Origin of the sequence: Porphyrobacter sp. YT40 (assembly GCF_006542605.1) — a bacterium.
Lineage (GTDB): Bacteria > Pseudomonadota > Alphaproteobacteria > Sphingomonadales > Sphingomonadaceae > Erythrobacter.
Window position 1 is genome coordinate 211,700 of the sequence record NZ_CP041222.1, and the last position, 18,557, is coordinate 230,256.

Annotated in this window: 14 protein-coding genes; 4 read left to right on the forward strand and 10 right to left on the reverse strand. The window is 67.3% G+C overall.

Annotated elements, in window-relative coordinates; translation table 11 throughout:
• Window positions 1-20: 20 nt before the first annotated feature.
• The 3 genes from tssB to E2E27_RS01040 form a co-directional block, all read right to left on the reverse strand.
• Window positions 21-548: a type VI secretion system contractile sheath small subunit gene (gene tssB, locus E2E27_RS01030; RefSeq protein WP_141457170.1), complete on the reverse strand. Its 528-nt coding sequence runs from the start codon at window positions 546-548 to the stop codon at window positions 21-23.
• Between the two features lie 91 nt (window positions 549-639).
• Window positions 640-1,674 carry a type VI secretion system protein TssA gene (locus E2E27_RS01035; RefSeq protein WP_141457172.1) on the reverse strand — a complete coding sequence of 345 codons (1,035 nt, stop codon included), beginning with the start codon at window positions 1,672-1,674 and terminating at the stop codon, window positions 640-642.
• Between the two features lie 26 nt (window positions 1,675-1,700).
• On the reverse strand, window positions 1,701-2,396 hold the full coding sequence (locus tag E2E27_RS01040; RefSeq protein ID WP_181443513.1) for an OmpA family protein: 696 nt from the start codon (window positions 2,394-2,396) through the stop codon (window positions 1,701-1,703).
• Window positions 2,397-2,612: 216 nt separating this feature from the next.
• Between E2E27_RS01040 and E2E27_RS01045 the strand changes: the two genes are divergently transcribed.
• Genes E2E27_RS01045 through tagH form a run of 3 tightly spaced genes read left to right on the forward strand, consistent with a single transcriptional unit; the run spans window position 2,613 to window position 6,956 of the window.
• Entirely contained in the window at window positions 2,613-4,601 is a 1,989-nt protein-coding gene (locus E2E27_RS01045; RefSeq protein WP_141457176.1) for a type VI secretion system Vgr family protein, read from the forward strand.
• A 40-nt stretch (window positions 4,602-4,641) separates the two neighbouring features.
• Window positions 4,642-5,217 carry a DUF6931 family protein gene (locus E2E27_RS01050; protein ID WP_141457178.1) on the forward strand — a complete coding sequence of 192 codons (576 nt, stop codon included), beginning with the start codon at window positions 4,642-4,644 and terminating at the stop codon, window positions 5,215-5,217.
• Complete coding sequence (gene tagH, locus E2E27_RS19140) at window positions 5,214-6,956, forward strand: type VI secretion system-associated FHA domain protein TagH (protein WP_141457180.1); 1,743 nt, start codon at window positions 5,214-5,216, stop codon at window positions 6,954-6,956. The genes E2E27_RS01050 and tagH overlap by 4 nt, the downstream gene beginning before the upstream one ends.
• A 9-nt stretch (window positions 6,957-6,965) precedes the next feature.
• On the opposite strand, the gene E2E27_RS01060 is transcribed toward tagH, so the two are convergent.
• The 6 genes from E2E27_RS01060 to tssK are packed head-to-tail and all read right to left on the reverse strand — an operon-like array spanning window position 6,966 to window position 16,494.
• Window positions 6,966-8,939 carry a serine/threonine-protein kinase gene (locus E2E27_RS01060; protein WP_181443514.1) on the reverse strand — a complete coding sequence of 658 codons (1,974 nt, stop codon included), beginning with the start codon at window positions 8,937-8,939 and terminating at the stop codon, window positions 6,966-6,968.
• Between the two features lie 2 nt (window positions 8,940-8,941).
• Entirely contained in the window at window positions 8,942-9,661 is a 720-nt protein-coding gene (locus tag E2E27_RS01065; RefSeq protein WP_234036284.1) for a PP2C family protein-serine/threonine phosphatase, read from the reverse strand.
• 2 nt (window positions 9,662-9,663) lie between these two features.
• Entirely contained in the window at window positions 9,664-10,161 is a 498-nt protein-coding gene (gene tagF / locus E2E27_RS01070; RefSeq protein ID WP_181443516.1) for a type VI secretion system-associated protein TagF, read from the reverse strand.
• An 11-nt stretch (window positions 10,162-10,172) separates the two neighbouring features.
• Window positions 10,173-13,658: a type VI secretion system membrane subunit TssM gene (gene tssM / locus E2E27_RS01075; protein ID WP_141457189.1), complete on the reverse strand. Its 3,486-nt coding sequence runs from the start codon at window positions 13,656-13,658 to the stop codon at window positions 10,173-10,175.
• Between the two features lie 26 nt (window positions 13,659-13,684).
• Complete coding sequence (icmH, locus tag E2E27_RS01080) at window positions 13,685-15,196, reverse strand: type IVB secretion system protein IcmH/DotU (RefSeq protein ID WP_141457191.1); 1,512 nt, start codon at window positions 15,194-15,196, stop codon at window positions 13,685-13,687.
• Complete coding sequence (gene tssK, locus E2E27_RS01085; protein ID WP_234036133.1) at window positions 15,193-16,494, reverse strand: type VI secretion system baseplate subunit TssK; 1,302 nt, start codon at window positions 16,492-16,494, stop codon at window positions 15,193-15,195. Before tssK ends, icmH begins: the two co-directional genes overlap by 4 nt.
• 302 nt (window positions 16,495-16,796) lie before the next feature.
• On the opposite strand from tssK, the gene E2E27_RS01090 reads away from it, so the two are divergent.
• Window positions 16,797-18,101 carry a peptidoglycan DD-metalloendopeptidase family protein gene (locus E2E27_RS01090; RefSeq protein ID WP_141457194.1) on the forward strand — a complete coding sequence of 435 codons (1,305 nt, stop codon included), beginning with the start codon at window positions 16,797-16,799 and terminating at the stop codon, window positions 18,099-18,101.
• On the opposite strand, the gene E2E27_RS01095 is transcribed toward E2E27_RS01090, so the two are convergent.
• A complete protein-coding gene (locus E2E27_RS01095) occupies window positions 18,031-18,543 on the reverse strand; it encodes a DUF4123 domain-containing protein (RefSeq protein WP_141457196.1) in 513 nt (170 codons plus the stop codon). The genes E2E27_RS01090 and E2E27_RS01095 overlap by 71 nt on opposite strands.
• Window positions 18,544-18,557 lie beyond the last annotated feature (14 nt).

Below are 18,557 nucleotides of genomic sequence, written 5' to 3' on the forward strand. Positions count from 1 at the left end.
GGGCGGCCGGACGAACCGGATTACTCGGCTGAGTCGGGCGCAGCCGGGGTTTCGGCAGCTTCGGCCTTGGCCGCGCTGAGCGCCTTGAGCAGGTTTTCGTCCTGCATCACCTTTTCGAGCAGCTCGGTCGCGTTGGACTTGCCGTCGATCGCGATCAGCAGATCGTTGAGCTGGCGGCGCGCTTCGAGCAGCTTCGCCAGCGCGGGCACCGCCTCGGCGACCTTGCCGGGGTCGAAATCTTCCATCCGCTTGAAGGTGATATCCACCCCGAGCTTGCCCTCACCCTCGATCGCATTGTCGACCAGGAAGGCGGCGCGCGGCGCGATGGCGGCCATGCGCTTGTCGAAATTGTCGACGTCGAATTCGAGGAAGTCGCGGTCCTTGAGGTCTTTCTTGGCGACCTCGCTCTTGCCGGACAGGTCTGAGATCACCCCCATCACGAACGGCAGCTCGACCGATTTGCGCGCGCCGTAGGTTTCCACGTCGTAGGAGATGTGCACCCGCGGCTTGCGATTGCGGCTGATGAACTTCTGACCGGAATCCGACATTATATTCCCCCTCTGATCGACCACGCGAGCGCTTTGGCACCGAAGCCCGCGACTCGCCCCGCGGACCGAATTAAGATCTGATCAACCGTGATCATTCCACATCGCGCCGTTCCAGCAAAACACTTTTCACCTCATCGAGACTGCGCGGGGCAATGTCTTCAAGGATTTCCATGAAGTCCTTGTTCACCCAGCTGCGCAGTCGCGCCATCGCGAGCCGGACCGGGTGGCCCGGTTCGGCACGAACGTAATACTGCTCGATCGCGCCGAGCGCGCGCAGCACATCGTCGCGCGATTTGACCGCGCCGCCGAAGGCAGGCCCGCCACCGGCGCCGCCGGCAGACTCCGCCAGATCGCCAGCGTCACCCTCGGCATCGCTTTCCGCATCTTCGCCGCCCTCGGGCGCACCGAGACCGGCGAGCGCGAGATAGGCTTCCTCGACCGCAAGGATGGTGTCGCGCACCGTGCTGAAATCGGGGCGGTCAGGCAGATTGTGTTCGCGCAACAACCCCTCGATCCGGGCCAGCAGATCGAGCATCGCGCGCAGCTGCGCGGCGACCGCCGCCTTGCCCTCGTCATCGAGCTGATCGAGCGTCATCCGCACTTCAATGAAGCTGTCGGACGCGCCCCCGTTCTGATGGGCGTCGAGCAGCTGCTCGGCCTTGATGCTTGACCGACTACCGAGCACCAGCGGCAGGCCCAGGAAGGGCATGGCAAAGGCGCCGCGCCCGGCAATGTCCTGAAAGATCGGCGCGCGCAGGCGGCCGTTCGGGTCGTCAAGCACCGGGTGCACATGATCCCACTGCTCTTCCAGCAGCCGCGCCGCGAATTCGAGTCCCTGAAGCACGATCTCGGGATCGCTGCGCACGAAGCCGCAGCGGGCATAGCTGACCGCCAGCCACAGATCCTTGGTCTTGTCGCACAGGCTTTCGATCTCGTCGAACAGGTCGCGCCAGTTGACAGGGGGCGGCCCCAGCTCACCTTCGGCGAGCGGGGAGACCCCGGAATCGATCGGGAAATTGTCGTCGAACGCGGCGCGCAGCGTGTCGAACGCGACGCTTTCGTCCATATCCTCGCCGCAGGGCTGGTCGTCCGAGACAGGCGCCAGCAGCTCTTCGATCGATTTCACCCGCTTCGCCCCCCCGGCCAGTAGTGTCAGTTGACGACGACTACCTCGACCCGGCGGTTGACCCCGTGATTGGGATCATAGCCTTCGATCAACCTGGTTTCGCCATAGCCAACCGCCTGAATGGCATCTTCGGGTACCCCGAGATCGACCAGCGCCTTGCGCACGGCCTCGGCGCGGTCATTCGACAGCTTGAGATTGGAAGCATCGTCGCCGGTGGCATCGGTGTGCCCGCCGATCTGGATGACCCGCTTGTTCCCCGCAGCAGCCGCATCGCGCATCACGTTGGCGAGCGCGCGGATGTCGGACATGTTGCCGGTTTCGATATCGGCAGACCCGCGGCGGAAGGTGACGAACAGGTTGGCACGCCCCGCGACCGACTCGGGCGCATCGACCGCTGCACCGCCCGTCATGCCGCGTCCGGTGGACAGCTGCCTGCGCTCTTCACGCAGTCGGGCCTTGGGGGCGGGCGCCGGCGCGGTGGACTTCACCGACGACTTGGCCTTGGGCGCGGCGGGCGCGGTTGCGCTCGTATCGAAGCGGCGGACCGGCTCCCCGACGATCGATTCGCCGACAACCCGTTCACCGTCTTCACAAATATTGTCGATCACACAGCGCCATTTCTTGACGTTGTCGGCATCCTGCGCCGCGTCGGCCGATGCCGGAACCGAGGTCGCCACACAGAGCCCGGCGGCGGCGGCAAGGATAGAAAAACGCACCTTCATCGTTCGGCTCCAATCGAAAAGCTCTACCAAGTTGAGGCAGGTTTGCCCCTTGCGACCAGACCGATTTGGCATTTGTCTTTTGTTGACCTTGCGGTAACACTTCGCCCCAAGAGTTACAAGCTGAACAAGATCGGCCCGTCCCCTTTTGGGAGACTTGGCCGGCGCTGAAGCCGGGTTGCACCACGTTACAAACTTGGTTGTGGGGGGGCATTCGCGATGACATCGGAATTTCGCGAAGTACGAATGACGGTGAATCTCGGCGGCGAGCAGGTCGAATATGTCGCCATGTCGGCGCGCGAGGAGTTGTCGAACCCGTTCGAGATCGACCTCCAGATCGTCGCCACCCTGAGCGAGATCGATCTGGTGCCGCATATCGGCAAGCCGGTTACCGTCACAATCCTGGAAGGTGCCGACGTCGCGCGCCACTTCAACGGCTTGCTGGCCGAAGCCAGCCATCTCGAAGAAGACGGCGACGGGTTCCACTACAGCCTTTCGCTGCGGCCTTTCACCTATTTCATGGAGAGTCGCCAGAACTTCGCGATCTTTCAGGAAAAGACCGTCGTCGACATCATCAAGGATGTCTTCGGAGCCGCCGCCATCACCGATTACGAATTGCGCGTGACCGAAAGTTACGAGCCTTTCGAATATTGCGTGCAATATGCGGAAAGCGATTTCAACTTCCTGTCACGCCTGATGGAGCAGGAAGGCCTATATTATTTCTTCGAACATTCCGAAGACAAGCATCTGCTGGTGATCTGCGACAAGGCCAGCACCCACAAGCCGGGCAAGGACGACACGATCGCCTTCAACGCCGCGGCCGGGTCTTCGCAGGCCTATCGCGTCGGCGATGCGCTTGGCGGGTTTCACGCGCTCCACGTGTGGACCGAACGAATCGGCAGCACCGGGCACGAACAGGTGGCTTTGCGCGGCTACGACTTCAAGAATCCGGTCAAGCCGGTGGACGGGAAGGCTGCGGACGAGTGCCAGCACGCCTGCGATTCGCAGGAGCACTACGATTACCCCGGCCAATTCATCACCGCCGCGCGCGCCAATCGGCTGAGCAAGGTACGGCTCGAGGAATTCCGCGCGCTGCGCCGCACCTTCATCGGGCGCACCAGCGCCAAGAGCCTGTGCGCGGGGACCACGATCAACGTGGCGCACCATCCCACCGCGCGGCTCAATGGCGAATATCTGATCATCGCCACTCATCATGCGATGGCGCCGGAGACCTACAAGACCGGCACCGCCGACGAGGACGCCGACGACATCCGTTTTGTCGCCATCCCGGCGGCTACCCAGTACCGCGCACACCGCCGGACGCCCAAGCCGCGCGTGACCGGGGTCGAGTCGGCGATCGTCACCGGCCCCAAGGGCGAGACGATCTACACCGACGAATATGGCCGGGTGAAAGTACGATTCCACTGGGATCGCGCCAGCACCCCGGACGAGAAATCGACCTGCTGGATCCGCGTTTCGCAGACCGGCGGGCTGGGCAATGTCATCCTGCCGCGCGTCGGCCACGAGGTGCTGGTCGATTTCCTCCACGGCGATCCCGATCAGCCGGTGGTAGTGGGTCGCGTCTTCAACGCCGAGCACATGCCGATCTACCCGCTTCCCGCCAACAAGACCCGCGCGGTGTGGCGCACGCTGACCTATGGCGAGCAGAGCGCCTATTCGCAGGCCGAAAAGCTCGACACCGGCGAGCCCAAGGCCAACGAGATCCGGTTCGAGGACAAGGGCGGCAAGGAAGAGCTGTTCATCCATGCCGAGCGCGACATGAACGTCCGCGTGCGCTACGACACCAGCACGCATATCGGCCACAACGAAGAATTGAAGGTCGGCTATGACCGGCAGCGTTACGTCAAGAACGACGAGAAGGTCACGATCGACGGCAACCGCAAATACACGCTCAAGAAAAACGAAGACAACACGATTACCGACGGCAATCGCAAGACGACGCTCAACAAGGGCAACGACACGCTGACGCTGGATATGGGCAATCTCACGATCACCACCAGCAAGGGCAAGGTGAAGATCGAGGCGCTGCAGTCGATCGAGCTGATCGTCGGGCAGACCTCGTTCAAGCTCACGCCGACCGGGGCGACGCTGACCTCGCTGATGGTGAACATCAAGGGCAACGCCATGACCGAGGTTTCCGCCGGCGGGATTTTGACCGAGAAGGGCGCGCTGATTAAGATCAACTGATCGCCGCGCCCGGCACCAGACAGGAACCGCAAGCCAAGCCATGACCGAATGGACCGTCGTCTTCTGGAGCAATGCCCGCCAGATCGCCGAGGAGGCGAAGCTGCCGCGCGCGCTGCTCCCTGCCACAGAGGTCGCGCCCGATGCGTGGTTCCGCAGCCTGCGCGAAGCGCGCGAGGAAACGGCGGCGATCGCCTACGTCGCCGCGGCCCTGCCCAAGCTCGAGGCGATCGAATGGGGTTTGGCGAGCCTGCCGCCGCTGGAACGCGATGCCCCCGATTACGCCGCGCGGATGTTGCTGCGCGATTCGGCGCGGCGCTGGCTGCAGGAGCCCGATGACGAGAACCGCCGCGCGATCGAACGGCTGACCCAGACCGCCGATCAGGAGTGGCCGGAAACCCTGATCGGGCTGGCCATCTTCTTTTCGGGCGGATCCATCGCGCCCGAGGACGGCCCGCCCGTTCCGGCCGAACCGGGTCTGCCCGGCCAGCTGGTCGCGGGCGCGGTGCAGATCGTGGTGGCCGAAGGCGCGACCTCCGATCCGGGCCTCGCCGAGCGGGTGCTCGATCTTGCCGATCGCTTCGCCACCAGCGGACGGGAGGCGGCCGCTCCGGCATGACTCTGACACTGCGGATCATCAACAGTGACGTCCCCAATTCCGGTGCGAGCCCCGAACTGGTGCTCAACAGCCGGGGGGCGAATATCGGGCGGGCGCTGACCTGCGAATGGGTGCTGCCCGACGATGGCCGGGTGGTGTCGAGCCGCCATTGCGAGGTGCAGTTCCGCGACAACGTCTATTTCCTCGTCGATTACGGCAGCACCAACGGCACCTTCGTCGGCCAGTCCGATCAGCCGCTGGTGGGCACACACCGGATCGCACCGGGCGACCGGTTCCGGATCGGCCCCTATACGATCGAGGCGCGGCTGGCGGGGGCAGCCTTGCAGCAGCACGAAAGCGAAGTCGCCGAGGCCGCCGCAGCGGCGCAGGGAACGGGCTATGGCGACTGGCACGATGTGCCGGGCGCGCGGCCCTCGGCACCGCCCGCGCCGCCGCCCCCGACCGATTTCGGCGGGTGGGACTTGCCGGAGGCCGCCCCCGATAAGGTTTCGGTGTGGTCCGAAGATGTCAATCGCGGCTCCGGCGGGCCGAGCGCGGACGACATCTTCGGCAACTTTACCGCCAAGAACGAAGTCGACTGGAACAATGCCGCCTGGTCGGTCGATCCCGATTTCGACCCCTTTGCCGATCCCTTGTCCGAGCCATCGGGCTTCGCGCCGCTGCCGGGCAGCGCGACCCCTGCGCCGGGGGCAGGCGATCCCTTCGCGCCGCTGGGCGGGAGCGGCGGGGCGACCGAGAGCCGCGATCCCTTCGCGCCCCTGCCGGGCGCTGCTGCGGCGCCGGCGCCGCCCCCGCCACCGTCGCCCGCAGCTGCACCTGGCGGTGGCTTTGCGCCCTTGCCGGGAAGCGTCCCGCCATCGCCGCCTCCATCGCCCGCAACCGGTGGCGGCAGCTTTGCGCCGCTCGATCCGGCTGCCCCTCCAGCAACACCGCCATCCGCCGCGCCATGGCCCGACCTGCCCGCGAGCACGCCGCCGCCCACACCTTCGGCCGACCCGTGGGGGCAGCCTGCAGCCGCGCCGCCCCCCGAACCGACCGCCGTGCCGAGCGCCATGCCGCCGATGCGCGTGCTGCCCTCGCCGGTTCCCCACGCACCGGAGCAGCCACCCGCTCAGCCTGCCGCTGCGCCGCCGCCCGCCGCCGCGCCCGCACCGCTCTCCGATGCGGTGTTCGGCGCGCTGCTGAGCGAATTGGGCGTGCCCGCCAGCCAGCTCAAGCTCAGCCCCGAGGAGACTGCCGCCAAGACCGGGCGGATGCTGCGCCACCTGATCGCGGGTCTGATGATTTTGCTCGAAGCCCGGGCCCGCGCCAAGGAAGAGATGGGCGCGGCGGGAACCGCGCTCAGCTTCGATGGCAACAACCCGCTCAAGTTCGCGCGCAATGTCGATCAGGCGCTCGCGATGATGCTCAACCCGCACCTGCGCGGCTACATGGAGGCCGAGGACGGGATCGAGGAGGCCTATCGCGACCTCCAGGCCCACCAGATCGCCACATTGAAGGCGATGCAGGGCGCGCTGCGCGAGACGTTGGGGCGGTTTTCGCCCACCGCCATCAAGGCGCGCACCAAGGAGCAGGGCCTGCTCGCCAAGGTGCTGCCCGGCCAGCGCGAGGCGGCCTTGTGGAAGGCCTATGAAGCGCAGTTCAGCGGCGTGGCGGAAGGCTCGGCCGAGGCGTTCCTCGAAGTCTTCTCGCGCGAGTTCCGGCGCGCCTACGAGGAAACCAGCCGCCGCCCGCGCTGAATTCCAGCTCTAACCCGGCTGGCGGTCGGCGACCTGGAACCACACCGCGTCCACTTTCCACTTCCCCGCCTTCGCCCCCTCGCGGAAGCGCTGCGGCCATCCCGCATCGAAAGTGGTGATGTCGCGCGGCAGCGGGCTGTCGCTGGACACGGCGACCACCCCGACATTTTCCTGCCCGCTGTGCGAGAGAAGGTAAGGCAGCGCGAAGCTCACCCCGTCGGCGGTCATCGTTCCCTTGTAGCGCGCCACCAACTCGCGGGTGGTCTTGCTGTCCATGACTTCGGGATCGCCCTTGTCGTAGACGAAGATCAGCGCGGTCTGGCGCGGCGGGGCCGATCCGGTGATCTGGATCAGCACCTTCGCATGGGGCTTGGGATCGGTCGGTCCGGTGCTGGTGTCGTAAGGCTCGTTGCGGATTTCGTAGGACAGCTGCGGCGTGGCGATCCGCACAGAGCCGCCGCGCGCGTCGCGCAGCGCGTCGAGCACCGCGCAGGTCGATTGCGGGAAGGCGAGAACATTGCTGAAATCGAAGGTCGAGGCATCTGCCCCTCCGGTCTGGAGCGACTGCTTGAGCTGCGTCTGCGCCTCTGCGGGCACAGCCGCCGCACCGGTGAACTGCGCCGCGCCGCCTTCTGCCTTGGCGAGCGAGAGCCATGAACAGGGCACACCCGCGCTGGCCTGCTGCGCGAGTGCAGCGAATTGCGGCGTGCCCGGGGTGATCGCGGGTGCTGCCGGAGCTGCATCGGCGATCGGGGCCGAGGCTTCGGCATCCGGGTCAGTTTCGGGGGTGTCGCTCCCGCCAAGGCTCATCACCACCACCAGCGCCACCACCGCAACCAGCGCCGCCACACCGCCGCCGATCAGCAGCGGGAGGCGATTCTTGCCTTCGCCCTCTGACGACGGCTTGCTCGGGCCCGCGCCGCTGGGAGGCGGCGGCGGGCCAGGCGGCACGAGTTGCGTGCCCCCACCATATCCGGCCACGCCGATATCGGGCACGACCCCGCCGCTGATCGCCCCGCTGGTCAGCAGCACGTTGAATTCCGCCATGGATTGCGGACGCCGCGCCGGATCGGGCTGGAGCGCGGCGGCAAAGGCGGAGCGGAAGGGCGGGGGAATATCCGACAGGTCGGGCACCTGCATCCGCTTGCGCACCGCATCGGCCATCGATCCGCCCATGTCCGAACGCTTGCCCGCCACCACCGCGCGCAAGGTCAGCGCGAGGCTGTAGATATCGGTCCAAGGCCCGACATTGCGACCATATTCGCCCAGCTGCTCTGGCGCGACATAGCCGAGCTTGCCCGCGAACCCATCGCCCACGATCGTGCCGCTCTGCCCGCGCGCATCCTTGGCGATGCCGAAATCGATGATCTTGGGCCGCCCCGGGTCGCCGTCCACCAGCAGAATGTTGTCCGGCGCGATGTCGCGGTGGATCGCGCCCAGCGTGTGCGCCGTCCCCAGCCCCGCAGCGAGCTTCTGCGCGATCGCGAGGAATTCGGCATCGGTCAGCTTGAGCTGGCCCAGACGCTCCTCAAGATTGGGGCCGGGGATGAACTCGGTGACGATGTAGGGCCGCCCCTCGCTCTCGCGCGCGGCGAGGCGGTATTGCACGATCGCTTCGTGGTTGAGCCGGGTGAGCGTCGCGCCTTCGTTGGCGAACATCGCCGCGACCAGCTCGTCCTCGGCCATGTGCTGGAGCATCACCTTGACCGCCACACGGTCATCGGGCTGGTGGACGTTCACCGCCTCGTAGATTTCCCCCATCCCGCCGCGCGCGATGAAGCGGGTGATGCGGTAGATGCCGTTGAGCACCGTTCCATCGGCGATCTGCTGGCGCGACGTGCCCCCTCCGGCAGGGGGAAGAGGCGGCGCGGCAGGCGGAGGCGCAGGTGGCGCGGCCGGGGAAGGCGGTGGAGGCGACGACGGTGGCGCGCTGCCCTTGGGCTGATAGACCGTGCGGTCTTCCTCTTCGGGAGGCTTGCTCATGGTCAGAAAGCCCCGATCTCGATCACGATGGCAGTCACATTGTCCGGCGCCCCGTGGGCATAGGCGCGCTCGATCAGCGCATCAACCGCGCTCTGCGGGCAGTCGGCCTCGATCAGCGCGCGGATTTCCGGATCGGAGAGGGGGCCGCTCAGCCCGTCGCTACACAGCAGAAACCGGTCGCCGGGCTCGATCTCGTCCTTGATGATGTCCACCTGAAGCTCCGGGCTCACGCCCAGCGCGCGGGTCAGCACGTGCGACATCGGGTGGCCGATGGCATCGGCGGGGGTGAGTATGCCCTCATCGATCAGGTCCTGCACATGGGTGTGATCGACCGTCAGCTGGAACAGCCCGCCGCGCCGCATGATATAGGCGCGGCTGTCCCCGACCCAGCCGACCGCGAATTCGCGTCCGCGCAGGATCAGGCCGACCGCGGTGGTGCCCATGGTGCCGCCGCCCTGCGCCGCGGCCTCGGCCTGGATCTGGCTGTTGACCAGCTGGATCTGCTCGGCGAAGCGCTCGATCGCAGGGTCGAGATCGGCAGGCAGCGGCTCTCCGGCAAAGGCCAGCGCCGCCATGCGCGAGGCCGCCGCGCCGTTCTGGTGGCCGCCCATCCCGTCGAACACGATCCAGAAGCTGCCTTCGTCGTCGAGCAGCATCGAATCCTCGTTCTGCGCGCGCACCAGACCGGTTTCGCTGCGGCCGGCAGCTCTGACGGGTATCATCGTCACACGAAGCATCCTTCTACCAGAGGCCAGGACGGCACCGAATCGGGCTTGGGCAGGCACGGCGGCGCACCTTCGGGCAGGAACCATTGCGGCACGGGCGGTGTTGCGGCGGCCTCTACCGGGGACAAAGCACCGAGCGCGGCGCGCAGGGCATCGCTGTCCGACCCGGCACTGACCGCATCGACCAGCGCGTCGTAGGTAGATTGCAGCGGCACCTCGGGCACGGTCACCGCCAGCAGCGGAAATTGCCGTCCGACCGCATCGACGCTGGGAAGCAGCACCGCCGCCGCGCGGGGGCTGTGGTAGAGCCAGGGGGCGGCGGTCTCGTAGGCCTCGACAAAATCGGCACCCAGCGCCTCATGCGCGGCGGCGAGCCAGTCGCTCAGCCATTGGTCGAAGGGCGCGCGCAAGGCCCCCGGCACCCCGCGGCTGATGAAATCGCCATGCCCCGGCAGCTTGCCGAACAGCGCCGGACATTCGAGGCTGGCAGAGGCCACCGGCGCGCGAGTCAAAGCATCTGCGGACATTGCACCGACCACAGGCCGCCGCCGCTGAAAGGGTTGCGATCGGTCGGGAAGGAAATGCGGAACACCGCGCGCGCCGGGCCGGGATTGAATTCGGCCTCGACGGTATCGTCGGTCACCGCGCGCACGCGCGCACGCTCGAGCAACCGAAACAGCGACCAGGGCCCGCTTTCGGGGCGCTTCCAGGCGACCTGCTCGGGCGGGCCGAGCCCCTCGATCCCGCCATTGGCGATGATCTTGACCTCGGAGGATTGCACCATCCCGCCGCCGAACTGCCAGGTCAGGTTCTGCACCTTGTTGTCGTCGAGATCGAAGCGCAGCACCACACCGCCGGTGCTCAATTCGACCCGGTTGGCCTCGCGCCCGAGTTGCATGAGCTCCATCCTGAGCGGTAGGCCCTCGCCGATGGTCAGCGCCAGCGCGTCCGCCTTCTGCATGTTCTTGGGCGTGGCGGGGCTGAAACTGGCGACGACGGGATCACCCTCGGTCCAGCGCCAGTCCTCGCCGCTGCGGTCGAGATAGGCGTCGAGCCGGGTCTGGATGAACTGCGGCACCAGCCCGCCCGGTCCGAAGGTCGCGCGCACCTCGCCTACCGCGGCATCGGTGGTGGCGGCTTTCTGGAACGGGAACTTGTCGCCCACCGCCTGCTCGCAGGCCGGCTGCACCTGCTGGCTGTAGGCGAGCGTCGCCTCGCCCTGCAGCACCGCCACGCCCGAGGAACTGCCGCCCTCGACCACGCCGTTGGCAAAGCCCTGCATGATTTCGGGGGCCTGTGTCGCGGCGGTCTTCAATTCGCCCAGCACCGGCGCCAGCGCCTCGGCCGCGCTGCCGCCCGTCCCCGGCTGGCCCGACGCGCTGACCGAGGAGAAGGTCTGGCGCACCGTATCGATGAAGGTCTTGATCTCGCCCGGCGCCTGCCCGGTGCCGGTCCAGGCGTTGAGATCGGCGAAGGCCATCGTGATCTCGCCATCGGCGGAACTCGCGCTGCTCCCGCTCGCCAACTTTTCGCCGATCTTGCCGACCTTGGTCTGCTTGAGCTTGTCGAGCGCCAGCTTCTCGGCCTTGTCGAGCGGGCTCGGGTCCTTGAAGTTGGTGTTCTTGCGCACCTCCAGCAGCACCGTGCGCAGCGGCGAGGGATCCTTGGTCAGCGCGCGGAAGGCCTGCGGATTGTTGAAGTAATCCGCCGCCTTCAATGCGCCCACCACGCCCTTCCACTGCGCGATATATTCCTGCGCATAGATGGTCGAGATCCCCTGCTGCATCCCGCTCAACTCGCCCGCGATGCTGCCGGTGGTCTGGCCGAGCACCCAGGTCTCGTTCTTGAGATCCTGCGCCACGTCCGCGCGGGCGATGGCATAGGACTGTTCGAACCCCTTGCGGGTGAAGATATAGGGCACGCGGATCGCCAGCAGCGCATCGGGATCGGCGAAGGCGGCGGCATCGCCCGGTTGCAGCAGAGTCGCCATCTGGAAGTCCTCTTCCGGCTTGGCGGTCTTCGCGCGCAGGATTGCAAAGGCCCGCTGCGACAGGCTCATGCTGCCCACGGCGGTGCGCGCGGCGGCCACCAGCTCGCCATCGAGCGGAGCCTTCCCCCCCGCCCAGCCGGCGGAAATGTTGGGGTCATTGGTCAAAGCATCGAGATGCAGCGCCAGCCGCTCGCGAACGGGCGCCATTTCCGCGCCGGGGAAGACCTCGCTCGCCCAGTCGGCGGCGACGTGCTGGCGCACCGTGTCGGGATCGATCCGCCGCCCCGGTGCAGCTCCGCCGAGCATCAGATAGACCTTGAGCGGTTCGTAGAGCGCCAGCGGATCGGCCAGCTCAGCGCGCATCTTGTCTTCCAGCCGCAGCATGACGCGTGGCAGGAGAATGCGTCGCAGACCGATGTGATAGGCCTCGGCATTGCGCTGGGCGAGGCTGCTCTGAAACAGGCCGAAGCGGTTGAACAGCGACGGGCCGCCATCGGCCTGCGCCTGATAGCCCTCGGGCAGATCGCGCAGCGCATCGAGCAGCGGCAGCACCTGTTCGAGCGAAGCATCGCTCGCGCCGATCCTCACCAGATCGAGGCGGCTCGAATCGATCTCGCCCTTGATCGTGTCGGCCGCCGCCAGCGTGTCGGACTGAAAGCCGCGATTGCCGAGGAAGCTCACCGTCCACAGCCCCACCGCCAGCACCACGGCAGCGGCAAGTGCGACTCCCACCGCCGTTATCTGCCGCTGGCGCTTGCGCTCCAGCGCAGGGTCGGAAACCGGCATCCCGGCTTCCTTAAACACCACTTCCTGCAGCAGCCGGTTGAGGAAAAACGCACGGCCTTCCTGCGCCCCGCCCGCTGCGGCAGATGAACCATAGGTCTTGCTGACACCTTGCAGGATGCGGTCGATCGCGCTGCCATCCTGCGTGCCCGAGGTGAGGTAGAACCCGCGCAGCCGCCCGCTCGGGCGATCCTCGTTGAGGAAGGCGCCTTCGATCAGGCGGAACAGCGCCGGGCGCAGCGCGAAGAGCTGGGCCGGGAAGCCGAGGATCAGGCCTCGGCGGCGGATGTCCTTTTCCTCCTCCAGCCGCTTGGGCTGGCGGGCGGCGACATCATTGGTGACCTCGTCGAAAGCCGCGGTGATGTCCGCCGACTCTAGCCGGGTCGCGATCGCCGGAAAGGTGTGCCCGATCACCGCGCGCCGCCCGTCGACATCGAGGTCAGCGAAATATTCGGTCATGCCCGCCAGCAGGTCGGCCTTGGTGATGAGCAGGTAGACCGGCAGCTCGACCTGCAACGCCTCGCGGATCTCGCGCAGGCGGCGGCGGATGATCGCGGCGTGATTGTCGATCACGCGCACGTCGCCGCGTTGCAGATCGTCCGCAGGGATCGCCACCAGAATGCCGTTGACCGGCTCGAACGGGCGGTGCTTACGCAGCAGTTCGAGCAGACGCTTCCACCCGGCATTGTCCACCGCACTGTCGCTGTCCTGCGTCGTGTAGCGACCCGCCGTATCGACCAGCACGGCTTCCTCGGCGAACAGGAAGTCGAGATTGCGCGTGCCCCCGGTGCCTTGCAGCGTGCGGTCGGCGAGCGGGAAGCGCAGGCCGGAATTCATCAGCGCGGTGGTCTTGCCCGCACCCGGCGGCCCGATGATGACATACCACGGCTGGGCATAGAGATAGCCGCGCTTGCCCCCGCCCGCCTCGCGGAGTTGCTTGAGCGCGGCGGCCATCCGGCCCTGCACCGCACCTGCCTCTTCGCCCGCCGCATCGGGCCCGGCCAGCTCGGCAGCGAGCGCGGCCTCGGCCTTCTTCGCGGCGCGGCGGCGCAGCAGGAACCACGCGAGCCACGCCAGCACCAGCAGCCCGGCGATCGTCAGCCGCACCCACAGCGGCTTCAGCGCGTCGACGAACAGCGGCAGGCCAAGGCACAGCAGCAGCGCGAGCAGCACCATCGTGCCGATCGAAACGGTCCACCAGTTGGTCAGGAACTTCTTCATTGCAATTGTGCCCCCGCCCCGATGCTCTAGTTGCCCAGCTCGACCACGAATTCGACCCGGCGGTTCTGCGCCTTGCCCTCCGCCGTGGCGTTGGAGGCGAGCGGGACGGTGTCGCCCAGCCCGACCACGGTGATCCGTCCGGCATCGGAAAGCTGCGCGCGCACGATCTGCGCGACGGTCTCGGCCCGCGCCTTGGACAGGGCGAGGTTGTCGGCGAATTCGATCGTGGGGCTGATCCTGTCGGAATCGGCATGGCCCTCGACCGTCACCGGGCCTTTTTCGAGCTCGATGGCCTTGCCGATCTTCTGGAAGATCGCTTCCCGCCCGGAGACAAGCGTTGCCGCGGCAGGCTCGAACAGCGTGCCGACCGTGGTGCGCACGCGGTTGCCGTCGACCACCACCAGCCCGGCGGCGATTTCCTCGGCGAGGAAGGTCTTGAGCCGCGCCTCGGTGCCGCTGGGCGGCAGGGCGAGCGGCTGGGCCTGCCGGGTTAGCGCGACCGGCTCGTCGGGGAACAGCCCCGCGACGCGGTTGTAGGCGTCCTCCCCGGTCAGCATCAGAGTGACGAAGAACACCAGGAACACGAGGAAGCACACCCCCGCCGCCAGCGCTGCGGCGAGGCCGATCACGCTCCAGAAATTTTGGCTCTTGCGCGGGGTCGGCGTGCCGCGCCACTGGCTGACGATCTCGCTTTGCGAGAGGCTGCGCACATGATCGAGCGCGGCGATGAGGCTCGCCATCACCTGGCCCTTGCGGTTGTGCCCGTCGGGCATGGCACGGGTGCGGCCTTCGAAGCCGGCGGCAAGGCAGGCGTGGAACAGCTCGATCAGATCGCGGTTGCGCGCCGGATCGCGCAGCACCTCGTCGACGAATTCCCAGAAGCGATCCCCGGCGATGTTCTCGCGGAAGAAGATCACCACCATGTTGCGCTGCGCCCATTCGGCCCCGCCCCCGCCGACGCCGGGCAGGTTCTGGGCGATGTCGTCGATCGTGGCGCACAGGGCATATTTCGCGCGCTGCTTGACCGCGTCGGGATAGACCGGCTGAATCGCCGCGTCGAAGGCGCTGATCGCTTCGGTGGCGCGGCGATGGAACTCGCCCATCGACACCTGCCAGCGGCCCGATTGCAGCGCGGCGGCCATCGCCAGCACCGGCGCGGCGTGGGCCATCAACACATTGCGGTCGCGCCGCGGCTGCGGGGGCTGGGGCGCCGAATCGCTGAACTGCTCCTGCGCCAGCACCGGCTCGCCCGGCGTAGCCTGGCCCGGCGCGGTGCCAAAGGGGTCCTGCGCGAGTGGGCTGAAGCCTCCCCCGCCCCCGCCGCCCGAGCTCCCCCCGCCCGGCCCCAATGGCGAAGCGCCCCCAGCGGGAAATCCCGCCGGGGGCGCGTTCTGATCCCAATCGCCCATTCCGCCTGAAAAACCGCCCTGTGCCGGGGGCTGGCCCGGAACTGGTGCGCCGCCGTCTCCGCCAGTCCCGGCACCGCGCTTGAGCGGCGAGGGGCGGAACACGGTCTTGTTGCGATCGTCGCTGGTCATTGCTTCTGCTTAACCGCCCACAGTTCGAGGTTGAGTTGCGGCCAGACGTCGGAGACGAACAGGCCCAGCGCCGCTGCATCGTAGACTTCCGGCCAGTCCGGCGCTCCGCGATCGAGTTCGAAATAGACATAGCCCGGCAGCGCATGAAGCTGGCCGGGCGGCGTGGTGACGTGCCGCAGCGGAATGCCCGGCAGGGCCGAGGCGATCAGCGTCGGCATCTTGGTGTTGGGCCCGATCTTGCACATCGCGGGGAAGCGCTTGCGGATTTCCTCCATCGACTTGGTCGAATCGGTCACGGCGAGGAACAGGAAGCTCTGGCGCAGCAGCGTGCGGTTCTTGATCACGTGCATGAACTGCCCCGGCCCCTTGCGGTCGAGCTTGAGCTGTTCGACCGAATAGGTGATCCCCGCCGACAGCAGCAGCTGCAACAGGTCGATCACCGGGTCGAAGCAGGCCTGCAAATTTTCGTGATCATATTTCGGCAGCTCGGGCGGACGCCGCTCCTTGCGGGTCAGCGTCGACAATTCCCCGGCCATCGCCAGCAGGTTCTCGAAAGCGCGCTCGGGATGGATCGCGGGCATGTGCGCCAGATGCCCGAGGATCGCGATCCAGCGATTGAGCGCCTGAAGCATCAGGAAGGCGCGGTAGGTGTCCTGCCCGCCCTCGATCGTCTCGGCCGCGCGCAGGGCCAGTTCGGAGACGAGCTGGTCGGCGCGTCCGATCAGGTCGGTGAGCACCGGGCGCAACCGGCAGGCCGCCAGATCGAGCGTCGGGGCGATGTAGCGATCGTCGAACACCAGCCGCTTGCCCGCCACTTCGCGGATGCGCGCCACCCCCAGCAGCAGCCGGCCCTCGGTCTCGTCCGGGGTAATGCCGTAACGCAGGTTGGCGGTACCCAGCTCGATCTCCTCGATCGTGCGCTCGCTGGCGAAATTGTCGCCGATCGACGCCTCGGCCACCAGAAACCGCGCATCGAGCGAGCCGCTGCCCGCTTCCATGAACTCCACCGCCCCTGCGGTGCGCGGCGGCAAGGTGAGATAGACCACCGCATCGCGGGTCTGCGGATTGATCGCCAGCGGGGCGGGCGCGGGCATGTCGGCGGGGATGGCAAAGGGCGTGCCGTCGGGCATCACCCCGCGCGCCTTGCGGATCGCGAACTGGCCGAGCTCCGACAGGGCCTGATCGATCTCGATCTCGACCAGCCCCCACGAAAAGGGCAGCGCCCAATCGTGCCGCGCCGACACGAAGCTTTCGATGAAGCGATCCTGAGCCTGGAAGTGCTGCGGCCGCAGGAACATTCCCTCTCGCCATGCAACACGATTTCTATCGCTCATCCACTTGCCCCCTCAACCGCATCCAGTTAAGCATAGGACGCAGGCCAGATAAAGCGCGGCGTGCGTGCGCGGAAGCCTTTTCGATCAGCGTCGCTGCTCAGCGCTTTCATTCCCTGGGGGCCGGGAGTTGGAAAGCCGCCGCGATGGAGCCAGAATCCACCAGCTTCAATCCGCGCACGTGGGTGCAGCCGGGGGTGCCGCCGACTCCACAACCCGGCGCGCCTGAGCCTGAAACACCGCCACCACCGTCCTCCCGTCGTCCGGCCATGCTGTGGCTCGGCGGAGGGGTTGCCGCCGTGCTCGCTGTGGGAGCGATCGCGATGTTCGTGCCGTGGGGCGGCCCCGGCGGCAAGCCGGGGGCAAAGGCGCACGAGGCCGCCGCAGCCGCCAAAGCCGCCGCCCCGGCCGCACCCAAGTTCGAGACGATGATCTTTCAGGCGGCCGATATGGCCCAGCTCAGTGCCAATCTCGAAGGGCTGGGCATCCCATCCAGCGATGCGACACGCGCCGCACGCGAAGTGATCGCCGCGCTCGGCACGATCGAGCCGATGATGGTCTCGGTCGAACTCGACCGGGCCGGGGGCAACCCCGCGATCCACGCGCTCAACGCCGAGCTCGGCAATGGCGCGACCGTGCGGCTGGTGCGCGCGGGGCCGGAAGGCTTCAAGCGCGAAAGCGTGGTCGAAACCGCACAGACCCGCTTCCGCGAGGCAAGCGGCGTCTATGACGATTGCACCTTCTACGCCTCGGCGGTGGATGCGGGGATTCCCAACGGGCTGGTCAGCGATTTCACGCAGGCCTTCGCCTTCGATGTCGACTGGGCGCAGATCCGCGTCGGCGACAAATTCCGCGCGGTGTGGGAGGAAACCGTCACCGCCAGCGGCCGCGAGGTCGAGCCGCCGAAGCTGGTCTCGGTCGAGTTCGAGACCGGCGGCGTGCGGCGCGTGTTCTTCGCCTATGTGCCGAGCAACGAGAGCGTGCCGCGCTGGTTCGACGAAAAGGGACAGGGCAACGCCCGCTCGCTGATGCGCACCCCGGTCGATGGCGCGCGCATCACCTCGAAATTCGGCCCGCGCTTCCACCCGATCTACAAGACCCCCAAGAACCACAACGGCGTCGATTTCGCCGCCCCCACCGGCACCCCGATCTATGCGGCGGGCAAGGGGACGGTGCTGTTCCGGGCGATGGCGGGGGGCGCAGGCAACCTCATCAAGATCGACCATGGCGACGGGCTGGAGACGCGCTACATGCACCTCAACGCCTTTGCCGATGGCTTGGCGGTCGGCGGCGCGGTGAGCCAGGGGCAACTGATCGGCTATGTCGGCACCACCGGCGGGTCGACCGGGCCGCACCTCCATTTCGAAATCCGCGTGGCGGGCGACTATGTCGATCCGCTCAGCTTCGAGAACACGGTGAGCGAGGCGCTGGCGGCGGACGAGCTGAGGATGTATCTCGCCCAGCGCAAGGCGACCATCGCCGAAATCGCGCAGAGCCCCAAGGTTACGCGGGCTGCGGCGGCGGTGGATACGAGCTCGGTGCGCTGCCTGACGGATGACCTTCCGCCGTCCTGACGCCGCCGTCCCACCAGTACCGCTTGCGCCCGCCGGGGCCGAGATCGACGATCACCGCCTCGATCCCCTGAAAGAACGGGCCGATCTCCTCGGGTGTGGCGCTTGTCGCAAAGGTTGCGAAGACGCGCGGATCCCAGAAGCGGAACAGCACCACATCGCCCAGCGGCAGGCGTGCGGTGGTGAACTTGCGCAGGTGGCGGCGCAGCGGCTTGAAGCCGAGCGGTGAGCGGATCGCCATGCCCCAGAACCGCCCGGATTCATGCCGCCGCCACAGCTCGGGCAGCTGTTCGCCGGGCACGAGGCGCACCAGATGCGGCAGCGCGGCCAGGGTCTCTTCGGGATAGTCCGCCTCGTAGAGACAGGCATGTTCGCTGGCCGAGGCGATCACCGGATAAAGGCGCGGGTCGGCGGCCCCGTCCACCACCGCGAACCAGTCAGCCATTGAAGGCCGCCGGA

Bases quoted from the DNA above. Each gene is read 5' to 3' on its own strand.
- tssB (WP_141457170.1), bottom strand. From the start codon at position 548: ATGTCGGATTCCGGTCAGAAGTTCATCAGCCGCAATCGCAAGCCGCGG.
- E2E27_RS01040 (WP_181443513.1), bottom strand. From the start codon at position 2,396: ATGAAGGTGCGTTTTTCTATCCTTGCCGCCGCCGCCGGGCTCTGTGTG.
- E2E27_RS01045 (WP_141457176.1), top strand. From the start codon at position 2,613: ATGACATCGGAATTTCGCGAAGTACGAATGACGGTGAATCTCGGCGGC.
- E2E27_RS01050 (WP_141457178.1), top strand. From the start codon at position 4,642: ATGACCGAATGGACCGTCGTCTTCTGGAGCAATGCCCGCCAGATCGCC.
- tagH (WP_141457180.1), top strand. From the start codon at position 5,214: ATGACTCTGACACTGCGGATCATCAACAGTGACGTCCCCAATTCCGGT.
- E2E27_RS01060 (WP_181443514.1), bottom strand. From the start codon at position 8,939: ATGAGCAAGCCTCCCGAAGAGGAAGACCGCACGGTCTATCAGCCCAAG.
- E2E27_RS01065 (WP_234036284.1), bottom strand. From the start codon at position 9,661: ATGATACCCGTCAGAGCTGCCGGCCGCAGCGAAACCGGTCTGGTGCGC.
- tssM (WP_141457189.1), bottom strand. From the start codon at position 13,658: ATGAAGAAGTTCCTGACCAACTGGTGGACCGTTTCGATCGGCACGATG.
- icmH (WP_141457191.1), bottom strand. From the start codon at position 15,196: ATGACCAGCGACGATCGCAACAAGACCGTGTTCCGCCCCTCGCCGCTC.
- tssK (WP_234036133.1), bottom strand. From the start codon at position 16,494: ATGTTCCTGCGGCCGCAGCACTTCCAGGCTCAGGATCGCTTCATCGAA.
- E2E27_RS01090 (WP_141457194.1), top strand. From the start codon at position 16,797: ATGCTGTGGCTCGGCGGAGGGGTTGCCGCCGTGCTCGCTGTGGGAGCG.
- E2E27_RS01095 (WP_141457196.1), bottom strand. From the start codon at position 18,543: ATGGCTGACTGGTTCGCGGTGGTGGACGGGGCCGCCGACCCGCGCCTT.